The following is a 16,970-nucleotide window of genomic DNA, read 5'->3' as shown; positions in this document are numbered from 1 at the left end:
TAATTAATAGCTGTTATTATGACCGATTAATTTTTATTTCAAAAATACAACAATAAATCAGATTTAGCCTCGTTAATAAAGGGTAAAATACATCGACAAATGGCCAAAAATCCGTTGTGATGTCCAAAAAAAAGGATGAAATGCACATTTTTTTGCATTTTGATGCGAAAAAAAGTTGTTAGTTTACCTTTAATTGCTATATTGCGACTCTAAAATTAAACGAGCTTACTTAAACCTATGGATATGAAACATGTCTCAAACCTAAAATTACTTATTGCATTAACGCTTTGCGCTACAATAGTTAGCTGTAATCGTTCTTCTAATGCTGGCAATGTAGATAGTGCCACTGGCTGGAAAATCAACGATAAAAAAGGTGGTTTTCAGTACAACACCCAATTCAAGGAGCAAGAAACACCTCCAGGAACATCTTTTATTGAAGGTGGAACATTTACAATGGGTAAAGTACAAGATGACCCAATGCACGATTGGAACAATGCTCCAAATCAACAACACGTTCAATCATTTTATATGGATGAAACTGAGGTAACGAATCTTAATTACACGTTTTATCTAGATTATTTAAAAAATGTTTATCCTCCAGAAGATCCTAATTATGCTTTAATTTATAAAGGAGCACTTCCAGATACATTGGTATGGAGAAATCGTTTAGGATATAACGAAATGATGACTGAAAACTATTTACGTCATCCTGGCTATGCAAACTACCCAGTTGTTGGTGTGAGTTGGATTCAAGCCGTTGAATACGCAAATTGGAGAACTGATCGTGTCGCTGAAATGGCTTTACAAGAGTCGGGTTATATTAAAAGAGATGCACACCTTACTGACGTAAGTGCAGAAAGTACATTTAGTACCGATACCTATATAAACGCACCTTCACAAACTTACGGTGGAAACACAGAAGTATTAGAAGGCGGAAAACGTAAACAACAAACTGATGCTGAAGGTAACCCTGTAAACGTATACGCAAGTAGAGAAACAGGATTAATCCCAGTTAAATATAGACTACCGACCGAAGCTGAGTGGGAATATGCTGCTTTAGGAATGAGTGAATTACGTAGTTATAATGTATATAGAGGACGTAAAAAATACCCTTGGGATGGTCAGTATACAAGATCTGGTAAACGTGTAAATCGTGGTGACCAAATGGCTAACTTTAAGCAAGGAAAAGGAGATTACGGTGGAATTGCAGGTTGGTCTGACGATGGTGCAGATATTACAGCAGAAGTTAAAACATACTCTCCTAACGATTACGGATTATATGATATGGCTGGTAACGTTGCAGAATGGGTAGCCGATGTATATAGACCAATTGTTGATGATGAATTTAATGACTTTAACTATTATAGAGGAAATGTATATTCTAAAAACGCAATCAATGAAGATGGTACTGTAAAAATTGTAACTGTTGATGAAATAGTATACGATACTTTACCAAACGGAAAGATTGTAGCTAGAGATTTACCTGGTGAAATTGCTAGAGTTCCGATTGATGAAGAAGAAACATACTTAAGAGCTAACTTCAGCCAAAGTGATAACAGAAACTTTAGAGATGGAGACAAACGTTCTTCACGTTACTACAGAGAAAGTTTTGACGAAACTGAAGGAAGCAAAAATAACGATACAGGTAAAATGTACAATTCACCTAAACATAGAGTTGAAGTAGATTCTGCTGAAGGTAAATTAATTAGAGAATATGATAAATCTAGTAATAGAACATCATTAATTAATGACGAGGTTAGAGTGTACAAAGGAGGTTCTTGGAGAGATAGAGCTTACTGGATAGATCCTGCTCAACGTCGTTACTTCCCACAAGATATGGCTACTGATTACATCGGATTTAGATGTGCAGTTTCTAGAGTTGGTTCTAAGAGCCAAAAAGGTGGAAAAAGACGTAACTAAATAATCGTTTAATAATATTTTAAAAAAGTCCTGATAAATTAATCAGGACTTTTTTATTTTTAAGCCTATGAACATAGCTGATATTTATAAAAAGTTTAAATCTACTTCTGGCATTTGTACAGACACTAGAAAACTACAACCAGAGTGCTTTTACTTTGCTCTTAAAGGTGACAATTTTGACGGAAATGCATTTGTCTCACAAGCATTTAATGGAGGTGCTAAATACTGTGTGATAGATGATAAAAATGCGGTTATCAATACACAGTGCATTCTAGTTGATGATGTACTGACCACGCTCCAAGACTTAGCTTCATTTCACAGAAAAACCATTAACATACCCATTATAGCATTAACAGGTAGTAATGGAAAAACGACTACAAAGGAGCTTATAAATGCTGTACTTAGCACAACTTACAATGTCAAAGCAACTATAGGTAATTTAAACAACCACATAGGCGTTCCATTAACTTTACTGCAATTTACTGAAGCATTAGATTTTGGTATTGTTGAAATGGGAGCTAATCACTTGCATGAGATTAATTTCTTAAGCCATATTGCACAACCAGACTATGGATTAATTACCAACTTTGGTAAGGCTCACTTAGAAGGTTTTGGCAGCGTAGAAGGTGTTATAAAAGGTAAGTCAGAACTTTATGACTTTATTAAAACACAAAACAAAACCTTATTTGTAAACGATGATGACCAACAACAAATCGCGCAACTAAACGATTATTCTAAAAGCATCACTTTTGGTAACGCTATTACAAATGATTGTGTTGTTTCATTTGTAGATGCGAATCCCAATGTTACCTTAAACTATAAAAACACCCAAATAAAAAGCCAACTTATAGGTAGTTACAATTACGCGAACATCGCTGTAGCGATTGCCATTGGTCAACATTTTAACATTTCTGTTGACAACATTAAGAAAGGAATAGAAAACTATGTACCAGATAATAATAGATCTGAGATCATAAAAAAAGGGAGTATCAAAATTATATTAGATGCTTATAATGCTAACCCAACAAGTATGTTGGCAGCACTACAAAACATGAAACAATTAAAGGTTGAAAACAAATTCCTTTTTCTTGGTGATATGTTTGAATTAGGTACTGAAGCCGAAAAAGAGCATCAAGCTATTGTAGATTTTGCTGAAAACAATTTTGATAATAACATATTCTTAATTGGGCAGAATTTTGGAAAAACACAAGCTAAAACAACGACCAAACGCTTTGCAAATTTTGAAGATATAAAGCCAAAGGTTGAATCATTGGCACTCCAAAATGCTACGGTTTTAATTAAAGGATCACGTGGAATGGCTTTAGAACGATTATTAGATGTAATGTAAATTACATCACGTAAATTTTACGCTAACTGTTTATCTTCTTCTACCGCCTGAATATGTCATAGCTTCTCCTTTACCAAAACCGTAACTTAATCCTAAGGTCACAAAACGACCACGTTGATCAAAACTATAAGTTTCAAATGTTGGTTGATAAACGTTAGTTTCTGATATCCTAGATTCAAATACATCTCTAACACCCAAATTGATAACAGCTTTTCCTTTAAAGATTTTTTTACGAATGCCTAAATCTAAAAAAGCAAAACCAGACACCTCGCCTTGAATTGTTTCGTAACCAGACTGATAACGTCCTGTTAACTCTAAATCTATATCTGCTGGTAAACCTATTTTAGATCCTAAACGTGTGGACCACTGACGCCCTGAAAAATCGAAAGATTGAGTTTCAAAAACACCATTACGATCAAAATAATTATAATTAAAATCGCCAGTTAACGTTAACCATTTGCTCGGACTATATTTACCATTGGTTTCAAAGCCAATGGAACCATTTGTGCCAATATTTTGAGGGATTGTAGTCGTGATATTATCTTCAAAAGTAGCAACACGTTCAATAACATCAGAAGTCTTTTTATAATACAAACTAGAACTAAAAGAGGTTTTTCCTATTTTATAAATACTTGTTAATTCGTAAGAATCTGTAAATTCTGGCTGCAAATCAGGATTTCCGATTCTGATATTAAAATTATTTCTGATATTAAAAAACGGATTTAAATCCCATAATCTAGGTCTAAAAATACGTCTAGAAAATCCTAACTGTAGAGACATATTATCACTCAACTTATACGATGTATGTACAGATGGAAAATAGTTTGTAAAATTTTGAGCATTAGAATCATTTGTATTGGTCAGTAAGGTGCTTAAGTCTGTATTCTCTAGACGTAGACCTGCTTTTATACCCAATTTTTCTAATTCATAAGCTCCTGTAAAATATACACCTAAGACCTTTTGATTGTATTCAAAATTATTGGTTAAATCTTGATTTACAACATATGTAGCACCATCAAAATCTCTTACTTCATAATCATTTCCAACATCATTAATAACATATTGGGCTCCAACCTCTATCGTGTAAGTATCTGACAACGGGTTTGTATAATCTACTTTAAAAGTATAGTCTGCTTGTTTAAAATTTGTATCCGTTTGCTGGTCACTATCCACATCGCTTCCAGACTCTGTTATATTTTCGAACTGAGAGGATTGGTCCTTTCCAAAAAACCGTCCTAATGCACTTAAAATAAGTGCGTGCTCATCGTTATTCGCAAATTGCTTTTTATAATTAAATTCATATTGATATTTAGGGTTAGTCGCTTCTGTCGTTTCACGTCTTAACCAACTTGATTGTAATACATCATTCGCATCAAAAAATCTAAAATTAGTTTCGGAGGGTTGGTCTTCAATCTCATAGGCAAAGTTTCCTGATAATGTTAAGACATTGAGATCATTTATATGATAATCCGTACCTAAAGTGATATTATAAAACGTTTCATCTCTGTAAGCCAATCCATCACTGTAAATAACTTCATCATCCACTAAATTTGTATTAATAGCAGAACTTTCCCTTGGTAAAGACCTGTAGCCTGCTCCTATTTGTGTAAACAAATTAAATTTTTCGGTTCTACGATTAAGACTAATACCTATACTATGATTGTCTGGTATACCTGTATTTAGAGAAATTGAACCATTCCAGCCCTTCTTTTCTTCTTTTTTTAATATAATGTTTAAAATACCTGCCGTACCAGAAGCTTCATATTTTGCTGAAGGGTTAGTAATAACTTCAATACTCTCAATCATATCTGCAGTAATTGTCCCTAAGGCATTGCTAGACTCGTCTGCCAATACCGAAGGCTTTCCATTAATTAATATTTGCACTCCAGCGCTTCCTCTTAAGCTAATTTCGCCTTCAATATTAACTGTAACCGATGGCACATTATTAAGGACTTCTAATGCACTAGCACCTGTACTACTGATATCTTTGCCAATATTAAATACGCGTTTATCTAATTTAAAAACGGTTTTAGACACTTCGGCTTGTACAACAACTTCATCGAGTATTTCATTGTCTTCTGAAAGTTTAATTCTCCCTAAATTAATTTTTGAATTTTGAATTTTAAACTCTGTAATAGTTTTTGTTTTAAAGCCCATAAAACTAATTTCTATAAAAAAGTTAGTACTAGATGTCACTAGTTCAAATTCGCCAATATCATTAGATGTTGTACCACCTATAATGTCTTTTGAATCATTTTTAAAGAGTGCTATTGTTGCATACGGAATAGGCTGCATTGATGCTTCTTCTACTAAAATACCAACAATACTTATCTCTTTACTCTGAGCTAGTAATGTAGAACAATACAGGAAAATAAAAAGAATGAATAGATGTTTTGAGAACCTCATTATGGATGTAATTCTAAATTAAAATTATTGGCAAAGTTATAAAAACGCAATAAGAATTATGACTTATAAAAAATAACATTTATAAAACAGAAATCCCGATTTACAAATGTAAATCGGGATTCTTATTTTGTGGGCGACAAGGGATTCGAACCCCTGACCCCTTGGGTGTAAACCAAGTGCTCTGAACCAACTGAGCTAGTCGCCCTAATAATTAGGACTGCAAATATAGTCTAGTTTTTAATATCTCAAAACATTTTTTCAAAAAAAATTAAATTATTTCTGCTACAACAAAAGTACTACCTCCAACGTAGATTAAATCATCTAACTGTGCCACGGATTTGGCTTGCGTTAACGCCTCATTTACACTGCTATAGGACGCACACTTTAGTTGTTGTTTTAAAAATGCCTTCCTTAAAACATTTTCATCTAATCCTCTTTGCACATTTGGTTTTGCTAAATAATAGATCGCATGGCTAGGCAAAAGTGGTAGAATAGACTTTAAATCTTTATCATTTACAACTCCAAAAACAATATGAAGCTGATTATAATCTGTATTTTCAATTTGTTCTAACACGTACTGCAACCCTTCTTTGTTATGCGCAGTATCACAAATTATCATAGGTTTATTACCCAGAAGTTGCCATCGACCTTGTAAACCTGTATGCTTTACTACCTTTAATAGTCCATTTTTTAAATGGTCATTAGAAATCTTAAATCCTTTATTCTTTAAAACGTCTAAAGATTGCAAAACTGTTTTTATATTATGAATTTGATATGATCCTTTTAGGTCACTTTCTAAAACTTCAGTTATCGTTTGGTCAGCAAAATAAATATCAGATTGTGTTTCTTTTGCCTTACTTAGAAATACAGTTTTTGTTTCAGCATGTGTTTCTCCAATAACTACTGGAACTTTTCTTTTAATGATGCCTGCTTTTTCTCCTGCAATTTTTTGTAGTGTATCTCCTAGAAATAAAGTATGATCAAAACCAATGTTGGTGATTACAGATAATTCTGGCATTATGATATTGGTAGAATCTAAGCGTCCACCTAAACCTACTTCTATAACCGCAATGTCTACATTTTGTTTTGCAAAATAATGGAATGCCATACCTACAGTCATTTCAAAAAACGACAAGTGATTTGCTTCTAAAAAGCCTTTGTTTCGTTTTATAAAACCGATTACAGCCTGTTTACTAATTACAGTACCATTTATGCGTATACGCTCTCTAAAATCTTTTAAATGTGGCGATGTATACAAACCTACTTTATAGCCTGCTTCTTGTAATACTGAAGCCAACATATGACTCGTTGATCCTTTGCCATTGGTGCCACCAACATGAATCGATCTAAATCCGTTTTCTGGATGTTTTAAATGTTTTGCTAATTTAAGTGTATTCGATAAATCTTTTTTAAAGGCTGAGTTGCCTTTATTTTGATACATTGGAAGCTGTTGAAACATCCAATTGACCGTATCTTGATAGTTCATATTATTGACCTACATCAAAGTTAATACTTACAAAACCTATTTGAGTTGTTGGTGCGTCGGCATCTGCTGGCCATTTGTGCGACATTGCAATTTTTTTTGCTGGAGCCAGTAAACATGGATGTGTGTTTGTTGAACCTTTAATACCTGGTTCTGCATTTACAACTTTACCTTGTCTATTCACCTCTATCTTCACCACAACTAAACCATATTCATTACAGTCTTGTTTATAGATTTGTTTTGAAGGTCTTCCTCTACCACCTAATCCATAGCCTACTCCGCCTTTTCCTGGTCCAGAACCTCCAAAATAACTAGGCGCATATGGATCGCCATCTAATTGACCCTTATTGCCACCTTGACTATCAGGACCTTCTCCTCCATCCGTCGTGCCACTTGCGTTTTTAACGCCTCCAATAAGATTATCTAATTGCTTTTTTTTCTCTGCCTCTTCTTTACGCTTCTTTTCTTCGGCCTCTCTTTTTTCACGTTCTACACGCTCAGCTTCGGCTTTGGCTTTAGCTTCTGCCTCAGCTTTAGCTTTTGCCTCTGCTTCTTTTTGCTTTTTTATCGCAATAGCTTCAGCATTTTCTTGCGTCATTACTTCTTCCGCTTTTGTTGCAGCTTCGGTGGGCGTAACTTGTGTTTCTTCTGGTATAGATTCTTCTACAACTTCTTCCTCTACCACGTTATCTTCAACCGCTTCTCTTGGCTCGCTTAGCGGTTTGTTTCCACTACCAAAGTCTGTTGTACCAAAATTTACAGCAACACCATATTCTTCAGGAGGATCCATATATTGCGGACCAACAACAAACAGCAACAAGAGCAGAATCAAAGTAATAAGTACTGTGATTCTTGCTGAATTACGTTCGTGTTTCGTCTGTAAGTATTTCACCTTCTAGTTTATTTAAAAGACCTACTAAGCTTTGAATACCTAGGAGGTTATTGTTTGATGCTTTCAAACTTTCAAAAATGATGCCGTTTAATTAGGTTGAACAGCTAATATCACTTTAAATTTATTTCTATTAGCGATATCCATCACTTTAACAACATTCTCAACTGGCACCGACTTTTCTGCACGTAAAACAATAGTTGGAGCATCTTGATTAGACAGTATATCCAATAATTGCTTTTCTAAAATTGCCTCACTAACGCGCTTTTGATCTATATAATAGGTTAAATCTTTTTTAATACTAACAGCTGTAGATTTTTTATTTTCTGTTTTGCCACTTGCTTTTGGCAAAACAATATCAATAGCATTAGTACTTACCAATGTTGACGCTATCATAAAAAAGATCAATAACAAGAATACAATATCCGTCATTGACGCGAAATTGAATTCTGGAGTTACTTTATTTCGTCCTCTAATATTCATAAAATTAGATTGGTTCGTTTAAGTGATCTAAAAATTCAATAGAGTTAGCTTCCATTTGATAAACAACCTTATTGGTTCTTCCTACAACATGGTTATATGCTACGTATGCTACAATACCAACTATTAATCCTCCAACAGTGGTTGTCATAGCCGTATATAATCCGCTTGCCAACACATCCATTTGAATCGTTCCGCCAGCGTTTGCTAATTCAAAAATTGAAATAATCATTCCTACCACAGTCCCTAAGAATCCAATCATAGGAGCCACACCTGATATGGTGGCAAGTACATTGACATTCTTTTCTAGATTATAAATTTCTAATCGACCTGCATTTTCAATCGCTGTATTAATATCATCTAAAGGTTTTCCTATTCTTGTTATACCTTTATTAATTAATCTTGAAACAGGCGAATTTTGTTGAGCACATAACATTTGTGCAGAATCAATTTTGCCATTACTCACATGGTCTTTTATTTGATTCATAAAATTTGAATCCACTTTTGACGCTGCTTTTATCGCAAAAATTCGTTCAAAATAAATGTAAATTGCTAATATTAGTAGTAGAAATAAAATTAGAATAATGACTATTCCTGAGGTTCCTCCACTGGTAATTAATTCAATTATAGATAAGGTTTTCTCTACTGATTCTTCTGCTACTGCATCAGTTAAACCTTCAACTTCATCTTGAATAGTACTTAATGATATCATACTAAAATGTTTGTTTTTATAAGTTCTTCTTTAATAACGTTAAGTTTATAACTTAAGTATAATTAAATTTAATATTAAAAAATAGATCTTGTTACCATGAAAGCAGCTGCTCCTGCAATAAAACCTACAAATGCCAACCAAGATATTTTTTTAAGATACCAGAAAAAATCAATTTTTTCCATTCCCATAGCTACAACACCTGCTGCAGAACCGATAATTAACATACTTCCACCTGTACCAGCCGAATATGCTATAAAGTGCCATAATTCGTTGTCTAATGGTTCTGAGAACATACCTAAACTAGCCGCAACCAAAGGAACATTATCAATAACCGCTGATCCAACACCTAGTAATAATACTACCAAATCAGAAACACCTTCATGATGAAACTCCGTACCTAACATTGGCATAGTCTCTTGTAGTGAACCTGCAAAACCAAATAAAATCCCTAATGATTCTAATGCTGCAACCGCCATTAATATACCTAAGAAAAATAAGATACTTGGCAATTCAATTTTAGATAATGAATGATGTACAGGACTATGACTAGCACCTGCAGAATGTTCATCTGAGCTTACTTCTGATATCGCAAACTTTGAATTACTATACACTTCGGCAAAAATAGCGACAACGCCAAGAGATAACATCATCCCAACGTATGGTGGTAAATGGGTAACAACCTTAAATATTGGCACAAAAATAATTGCACCTAAGCCTAAGAATAACATTGTAGAACTAAATTTATTCTTTGGTTTCCCATCGGATTCTTGTAATTCTAAATCGCCCTTAAAAGGTTTTAAGAATGACGCTATGAAGGTTGGTACTACCATACATAATAATGAAGGAATAAATAAATACGCAAATAATTTACCCGTAGAAACTTTATTTCCAATCCATAACATTGTTGTTGTTACATCACCAATTGGAGACCATGCACCACCAGCATTCGCAGCTATAATAATTAAACCTGCATACCAAATTCTTACATCTCTTTCTTTTACAATCTTTTGTAGTATTGAAATTAATACAATTGTTGCTGTAAGGTTATCTATAATTGCAGAAAGAATAAAAGCTAAAATGGCAAACATCCAAAGTAGTTTCTTTCTACTATTAAAATTTACAGCATTTTTAATGGTAGAAAACCCATCAAAATAATCGATAATTTCTACAATGGTCATTGCGCCTAATAAGAAGACTAGGATTTCTGCCGTTTTTCCTAAGTGATGCAGTAATGTTTCTTCCATTAAATGCATCTTCTCTTCATGCGGCAATAATCCGAAATTATCCATTAAGCTATGCTTAGCAGAATCAAACCATTGTGTAAAATCATCTATACCCAAAGAAATTAAGGCCCAACTGATAGCCATCATAACCAATGCAGGTATTAATTTGTCAATTTTTATATTGTGTTCGAGCGTAATGGCTAAATAGCCAAAAACAAATACGAGAATAATTACTGTTTCCATAGTTTATTAAATTAATTGTCTTAGGGCAATCTCGAAAGCTGTTTCGCTAATGCCTATGTTTGTTGGGTTATTTTTATTTACTTCTATTAAAGCTTTTTTTATCACTTTTGATGTATCATTAAAAATAGCTTCATCGGTCATTTGTACTTTTCTCTCCATAAAGTATGCAAATACTCTAGCCATTCCGCAATTTGATATAAAATCTGGAATTAAACTGACCTTTTGATCTGTATGTTCCATTATAGACCCAAAGAATATTTCTTTGTCCGCAAAAGGAACATTAGCACCACAAGTAATAACTTCTAATCCTGTTGCAATCATTTGATCTATTTGGTCTTTAGTTATCAATCGAGATGCTGCACAAGGTGCAAATATTTCTGTTTGTAGTGACCAAATTTTATGGTTGATGTCTTCAAAAGGTATTAACGATTCCGAGACAAGTGTATTTCCATTTTTGTTAAGGTATAGATCTGTAATTTCTTTAAACGAAAATCCTTCTTCATTTATTAAACCTCCTACTCTATCTATAATACCTACAACTTTCGCTCCCATTTGAGCAAAATAAAATGCTGCTGCTGCACCAACATTTCCAAATCCTTGCACGACAACTCGTTTGCCTTTTATAGATTGCTCTTTAATTTCATAAAAATGCTTTGCGGCTATAGCGACACCATAACCTGTAATCATATCTGCTACAGTATATTTTCTACTTACATCTGGAGAATATTCTGGGTTTTCTATAACTTTAATGACACCTTGTCTTAGTTGCCCAATTCTATTAATTTTATCAGCAATTGTAGGTTTAAAGTGGCCTTCAAAAACGCCTTCTTGTGGATGCCATACACCGCTTTCTTCTGTGATTGGTATAACTTCATGTATTTCATCTACATTTAAGTCTCCTCCTGTTCCATAATAACTTTTAAGTAATGGCGAAACGGCAGCATACCATCGTTCTAAAACACCTTTTTTTCTTGGATCTTGTGGATCAAAGTTAATTCCTGATTTTGCACCACCTATTGCTGGTCCAGAAACTGTGAACTTAACTTCCATCGTTTTGGCCAAGGATAGTACTTCATTTTTATCTAATCCTTTTCGCATTCGCGTTCCACCTCCTGCTGCACCTCCTCTTAGTGAATTTATAACGGTCCAACCTTCTGCATCGGTTTCAGAATCGTTCCAATGAAAAACTATTTCTGGTAACTTATTTTCGTATGTATGAAGTAATTCTTTTATCAATTTACTGTATTTAATTTCTTATAACAAATATAAAAAACTATCGAAGCTAAATGTGAATTATATTTTATTTTTAGGCATTAAAATTTTTCCTGAAGAATGATCGCGTTTTGCACCAGTGACACTCTTTAAACAATTAACTTCATTTCTATCTTTAAGCACTCCTAACAGTCCGAAAATCAGTGCTTCTTTATATTCTATAATTTCATTTTTTGGAATACTAATTTCTGATTTAGATAGCGCCTTAATTCTTGTCATTAAAAAATTATTGTACACACCACCTCCTGTAACTATGACTTTTGTGTTATTCTTATTTAAGATTTTAGAAATTTGTATAGCAATATGCTCAATAAAGGTTCTTAAAATATCTTTAAGTTCAAGTTTTAACCCATCGATTAATGGAAAAATATTTTGGCAAACCCATTCTAAACCTAAAGATTTAGGTGCTTGTTCAGAATAAAATTGAAGCTGATTTAATATTAGCAATAAATTTTCATCGATTTTACCCGAAGATGCTATTTCTCCTTTATCATCATACTCAAGATTAATTGTAGACACATAGTGATTTAAAACTATATTAACCGGACAAATGTCAAATGCTACTCGTTGATTCTGTTCCGCAAAAGAGATATTAGCAAAACCGCCTAAATTAAGACAATAGTCATAAGTTTTAAATAATAATTGATCTCCAATGGGAACCAAAGGTGCGCCTTGCCCTCCAAAAGCAACATCTTGTACTCTAAAATCACAGATGACCTTTCGGTTTAAATTATTTGCTAATATTTGATGATTTCCAATTTGATAAGTTATTTTATTTTCTGGTTGATGCAGTGCTGTATGGCCATGAGAAGCTATAAAATCTATATTTTCAATCTTATGACGATCGATAAAGTTTACTATTTCAAATGCCAAATATTCCGAATATTTTATATCAATTTCTTTTAATTGATCCATGTCCATTGTCACTAAATTGGCTAGAGTACTTTTCCAAAAACTATTATATTTAATGGTTTCTACAGCATGTATTTTAAAGCTCCAATGCGTACAGAATGAAAATTCTACAGAAATTATATCTAATCCATCTAAAGATGTTCCAGACATTAAGGCCAGAATATTATAATACGGTTTTATCATATTAGTAAAAATACTATTACTTATTGAAAATACGACAAGAAAAAATTATCTTTGCGTGAATTTTTTATTAAATCAATAATTTTATAATATATGGACTTTAGTTTAACAGAAGAACATTTAATGATTCGAGATGCCGCAAGAGATTTTGCGCAAACCGAATTGCTTCCGGGTGTTTTAAAACGAGATAATGCTCAAAAGTTCCCAGATTCACTGGTGAGAAAAATGGGAGAATTAGGGTTTTTAGGCATTATGGTAGACCCAAAATATGGAGGAAGTGGTATGGATGCTATTTCTTATGTGCTTATTATGGAAGAATTATCTAAAGTAGATGCTTCTGCATCTGTAATGGTCTCCGTTAATAATTCTTTAGTTTGTTATGGATTAGAAGCTTTTGGAAATGAAGAACAAAAGCAAAAGTATTTAACAAAGCTTGCTTCTGGTGAAAGTATAGGCGCATTTTGTTTGAGTGAACCAGAAGCCGGAAGTGACGCCACTTCGCAAAAAACAACCGCAATAGATCATGGTGATCACTATATCCTTAATGGAACCAAAAACTGGATTACAAATGGTGGGCGTGCTGATTTTTATTTGGTAATTGCACAAACGGATAAACATAAAGGTTCTCATGGAATTAATGCTTTTATTGTTGAAAAAGAAACGCCAGGATTTGATATAGGACCTAAAGAAGACAAATTAGGCATAAGAGGAAGTGACACACATACATTACAATTTAATGATGTTAAAGTCCCTAAAAAAAATAGAATTGGAGAGGATGGTTCTGGGTTCTTGTTTGCCATGAAAACGCTTTCTGGAGGACGCATTGGTATCGCTGCCCAAGCTCTAGGTTTAGCTTCTGGTGCTTATGAGTTAGCCTTAAAATATTCTAAAGAACGAAAAGCATTTGGTACTGAAATTTGTAATCATCAGGCCATAGCCTTTAAATTGGCTGATATGCACACCGAAATTGAAGCGGCCAGAATGTTAGTGATGAAAGCAGCTTGGGATAAAGACCAAGGACTTAATTACGACAAGTCTAGTGCGATGGCAAAATTATACGCAAGTAAAGTTGCTATGGAACAAACTGTTGAAGCTGTTCAGATTCACGGTGGTAACGGATTTGTAAAAGAATATCATGTTGAGCGATTAATGAGAGATGCTAAAATCACTCAGATATATGAAGGTACCTCTGAAATACAAAAAATTGTTATTTCAAGGAGTCTAATAAAAGGCTAGAGTAAAAAATGGCTAGAGTAAAAAAAGACTTCAAATATATAATTTGAAGTCTTTTTAGTTCTTTGTCATTTCATTTAGTACTAATCGTAATTCTTCATACGAGTACTTTTCATCTAGTTGATGTTTTAAATCTGATAGATTTTCAAAGGTTGTTTTAGGGATTAATGACTTTAATTCTAAATAATGTGTTTTAGACATTAAATCAGTTACTTTAACTTCTCCGGAAGGAATAAAATTAGTTAAATGACCAAAAATTGTATTTACACTCAATTCGCGCACTATAGCTATTTGTTCAATGGACTTACCCGCTTTAAATAAATCTAAAGATATAGTCTTGGTCTGACCTTTTACTTTTAATGGTTTTGTCTCTTCAATCGTTCCTTGAACCGTGGAATTTTCTATATTGTTTTTTTCACAATATTCAATAATTACATTTATTATTTCATTTCCGTATTTAGCAATTCTAGTTTTTCCCATACCGTGAACTTGCTTCAACTCAATTAAATTTGTTGGCAGTAATTCACACATCGCATACAATGATTTTTGAGTAAACACCTGAAAATGTACAAGCTCTTCTCTTTGAGCTATTTCATTTCTTAATTCTCTTAACAATTCAAATAATTCAATATTTGAAGTAGCATCAATAGTTACTTTTCGTTTCTTTTTAGGTGTCTCTTTATTTAAAAATACAGATTTTGCTCGTAAGGATAAAAAAGTATCTGTATTAAAACCTTCCAATAAGCCAGAAAAAAATAAGAGTTTTGTTTCTATCAATGCCTCTAAAACGTCTAATTGCTTTACTATGTCATTATCTAACCCTTTATTATCTGTTGTATAGCTTACCTTTTGTAACGGTGCTTTAATATTAGAAATAGAATGCTCATTATAATAAACTAGAGCTTTTTTAAAACGATCTTGTAATACTGTATTGGTTTCAGGACTTTCCTTTGCATCTCCAAAGGATTTTAATTGAGATTTAAAGTTCGTACTAATCTTAAGTAATTCTACGACAGTGGATTTAATACTATTTATATGTTCCTCAATATTCCCTTGAAAACTTCCTTTATTTTTATAAAACACATCTAGTATACGGTTAATAGGATGCATAAATTTATAATAATTAAATATCTCGTGAATCAATGTCAATTGATATTTATGCTTAGACTTCTTTAAGATGTCTTCATTGGGCTGGTTGGTCTCAGCAACCTTATTAAATAAAACCACATTTTCATCATTGATAATATGACTAGCAGTTATTTTATTCTTTAAAACTAGTCCTTCTAATGATTTACAACGACTTAATGCCACATAGGTTTGTCCATGCGCAAAAGCTCCCTTGACGTCAATTATAGCTTTTTCAAATGTTAAGCCTTGACTTTTGTGAATGGTTATAGACCAAGCTAAGCGCAAAGGAATTTGCGAATAACTCCCAATCTTATCTTCTAAAATTGCTTTAGAATCTGGGTCAATATTGTATTTAATATTTTCCCATGTTTCTAATTTTGTATTAATATTATAATCATCTTCTGGGCATTTTACGACAACTTCATCTTTTTCTAAAAAAATTACTTTACCTATTTTACCATTGAAATAACGTTTTTCTGGAGAACTATCATTCTTTATAAACATTACTTGAGCTCCTACTTTTAATACTAAATTTTCCTTATTAGGATATGAATGTTCCGGGAATTTTCCTTTAATAATAGCATTGTAATTAAACTCTTTTTCTTTCAATTTTGACAATTCAAGAAAATTTGTTTGTGTGGCATTACTGTTATGAGTAGTTAATGATATATAGCCATCATTTTCCGTAGCTTCAAAGTCAGGCAGAAATCGTTTGTTGAGTTCTTCAGCTGAATTCGAACTCAATGAATTATTTCGAATTTCATTTAAAATCTTAATAAATTTTGGATTATCTTGTCTGTATATATGTTCTAATTCAATGATTAATGGGTTACTATTTTGATAAGCTATACTGCTAAAAAAAAATATATTTTTATAAAAAGGTTTCAATAATTCCCACTCATAATCTTTCATCACTGGCGAAAGTTGTTGTAAATCACCAATCATCAATAATTGAACGCCTCCAAAAGTTTTATCTCTATGTTTATAACGTCTAAGAGTTTTATCTATAGCATCGAGTACATCAGCCCTAACCATACTGATTTCATCAATAACCAATAAATCAATTGATTTAATTATATTAATCTTATCCTTAGAAAATTTTCTTTTAAAGCCCGAAGTATTAGAAGACGTATCATTTAGTAAAATAGGGCCAAATGGTATTTGAAAAAAGGAATGTATTGTAACACCTTTTGCATTTATTGCGGCTACACCAGTAGGCGCTACAACCACCATTCGTTTATTACATTGGGATTTTAATTTATGAAGAAATGTTGTTTTTCCTGTACCTGCTTTTCCTGTCAAAAATACGTTTCGATCGGTTCTAGTAACAAAATCCCATGCTAAATCTATTTCTTTATTTATAATCATGTACATTAATAAATAGATGATGAAGATAAAGAAAAGTTTATATTTATTACCACAAAACAAAAAACCCTTACTAAAAAAATAGTAAGGGTTTTACAATACCGAATGTTACGGTAAAAAAGGCGGCGACCTACTCTTCCACAGTTAAGCAGTACCATCGGCGCAAACGGGCTTAA

Annotated in this window: 12 protein-coding genes and 1 tRNA gene; 3 read left to right on the top strand and 10 right to left on the bottom strand. The window is 32.9% G+C overall.

Going from position 1 to position 16,970, the window contains the following annotated elements; genetic code table 11:
- Positions 1-237: 237 nt before the first annotated feature.
- Both gldJ and HNV08_RS13005 read left to right on the top strand, forming a co-directional pair.
- A complete protein-coding gene (gldJ, locus tag HNV08_RS13010) occupies positions 238-1,920 on the top strand; it encodes a gliding motility lipoprotein GldJ (RefSeq protein WP_173281768.1) in 1,683 nt (560 codons plus the stop codon).
- A 67-nt stretch (positions 1,921-1,987) separates the two neighbouring features.
- Complete coding sequence (locus HNV08_RS13005; RefSeq protein WP_173281767.1) at positions 1,988-3,268, top strand: UDP-N-acetylmuramoyl-tripeptide--D-alanyl-D-alanine ligase; 1,281 nt, start codon at positions 1,988-1,990, stop codon at positions 3,266-3,268.
- 30 nt (positions 3,269-3,298) lie between these two features.
- On the opposite strand, the gene HNV08_RS13000 is transcribed toward HNV08_RS13005, so the two are convergent.
- The 9 genes from HNV08_RS13000 to HNV08_RS12960 all read right to left on the bottom strand — a co-directional run bounded on the left by HNV08_RS13000 (position 3,299) and on the right by HNV08_RS12960 (position 13,071).
- The gene (locus tag HNV08_RS13000) at positions 3,299-5,674 is read right to left on the bottom strand and encodes an outer membrane beta-barrel family protein (protein WP_173281766.1); all 2,376 of its coding nucleotides are present in this window, start codon (positions 5,672-5,674) and stop codon (positions 3,299-3,301) included.
- A gap of 130 nt (positions 5,675-5,804) precedes the next feature.
- Positions 5,805-5,879: transfer RNA gene (locus HNV08_RS12995), tRNA-Val, on the bottom strand.
- 63 nt (positions 5,880-5,942) lie between these two features.
- Complete coding sequence (locus HNV08_RS12990) at positions 5,943-7,160, bottom strand: bifunctional folylpolyglutamate synthase/dihydrofolate synthase (protein WP_173281765.1); 1,218 nt, start codon at positions 7,158-7,160, stop codon at positions 5,943-5,945.
- Between the two features lies 1 nt (position 7,161).
- Positions 7,162-8,049 carry an energy transducer TonB gene (locus tag HNV08_RS12985; protein WP_173281764.1) on the bottom strand — a complete coding sequence of 296 codons (888 nt, stop codon included), beginning with the start codon at positions 8,047-8,049 and terminating at the stop codon, positions 7,162-7,164.
- A gap of 87 nt (positions 8,050-8,136) precedes the next feature.
- A complete protein-coding gene (locus tag HNV08_RS12980; RefSeq protein WP_173281763.1) occupies positions 8,137-8,529 on the bottom strand; it encodes an ExbD/TolR family protein in 393 nt (130 codons plus the stop codon).
- Between the two features lie 4 nt (positions 8,530-8,533).
- Positions 8,534-9,238 (bottom strand): MotA/TolQ/ExbB proton channel family protein, encoded by a 705-nt coding sequence (locus tag HNV08_RS12975; RefSeq protein ID WP_173281762.1) that lies wholly within the window; start codon positions 9,236-9,238, stop codon positions 8,534-8,536.
- Positions 9,239-9,312: 74 nt separating this feature from the next.
- Positions 9,313-10,704 (bottom strand): sodium:proton antiporter NhaD, encoded by a 1,392-nt coding sequence (gene nhaD, locus HNV08_RS12970; RefSeq protein ID WP_173281761.1) that lies wholly within the window; start codon positions 10,702-10,704, stop codon positions 9,313-9,315.
- Between the two features lie 6 nt (positions 10,705-10,710).
- Entirely contained in the window at positions 10,711-11,937 is a 1,227-nt protein-coding gene (locus tag HNV08_RS12965) for a Glu/Leu/Phe/Val dehydrogenase dimerization domain-containing protein (RefSeq protein WP_173281923.1), read from the bottom strand.
- A gap of 60 nt (positions 11,938-11,997) precedes the next feature.
- Positions 11,998-13,071, bottom strand: coding sequence for an anhydro-N-acetylmuramic acid kinase (locus HNV08_RS12960; protein ID WP_173281760.1), 1,074 nt, complete (start codon positions 13,069-13,071; stop codon positions 11,998-12,000).
- A 90-nt stretch (positions 13,072-13,161) separates the two neighbouring features.
- Between HNV08_RS12960 and HNV08_RS12955 the strand changes: the two genes are divergently transcribed.
- Positions 13,162-14,304, top strand: a complete 1,143-nt coding sequence (locus tag HNV08_RS12955) for an acyl-CoA dehydrogenase (protein ID WP_173281759.1) — start codon at positions 13,162-13,164, stop codon at positions 14,302-14,304.
- A gap of 54 nt (positions 14,305-14,358) precedes the next feature.
- Here HNV08_RS12955 and HNV08_RS12950 read toward each other — a convergent pair whose 3' ends face one another.
- The gene (locus HNV08_RS12950; RefSeq protein WP_173281758.1) at positions 14,359-16,797 is read right to left on the bottom strand and encodes a helix-turn-helix domain-containing protein; all 2,439 of its coding nucleotides are present in this window, start codon (positions 16,795-16,797) and stop codon (positions 14,359-14,361) included.
- Positions 16,798-16,970 lie beyond the last annotated feature (173 nt).

The sequence above is a fragment of the Winogradskyella eckloniae genome, from assembly GCF_013249045.1.
Lineage (GTDB): Bacteria > Bacteroidota > Bacteroidia > Flavobacteriales > Flavobacteriaceae > Winogradskyella > Winogradskyella eckloniae.
This window is presented reverse-complemented; position numbering and strand designations above follow the sequence as displayed.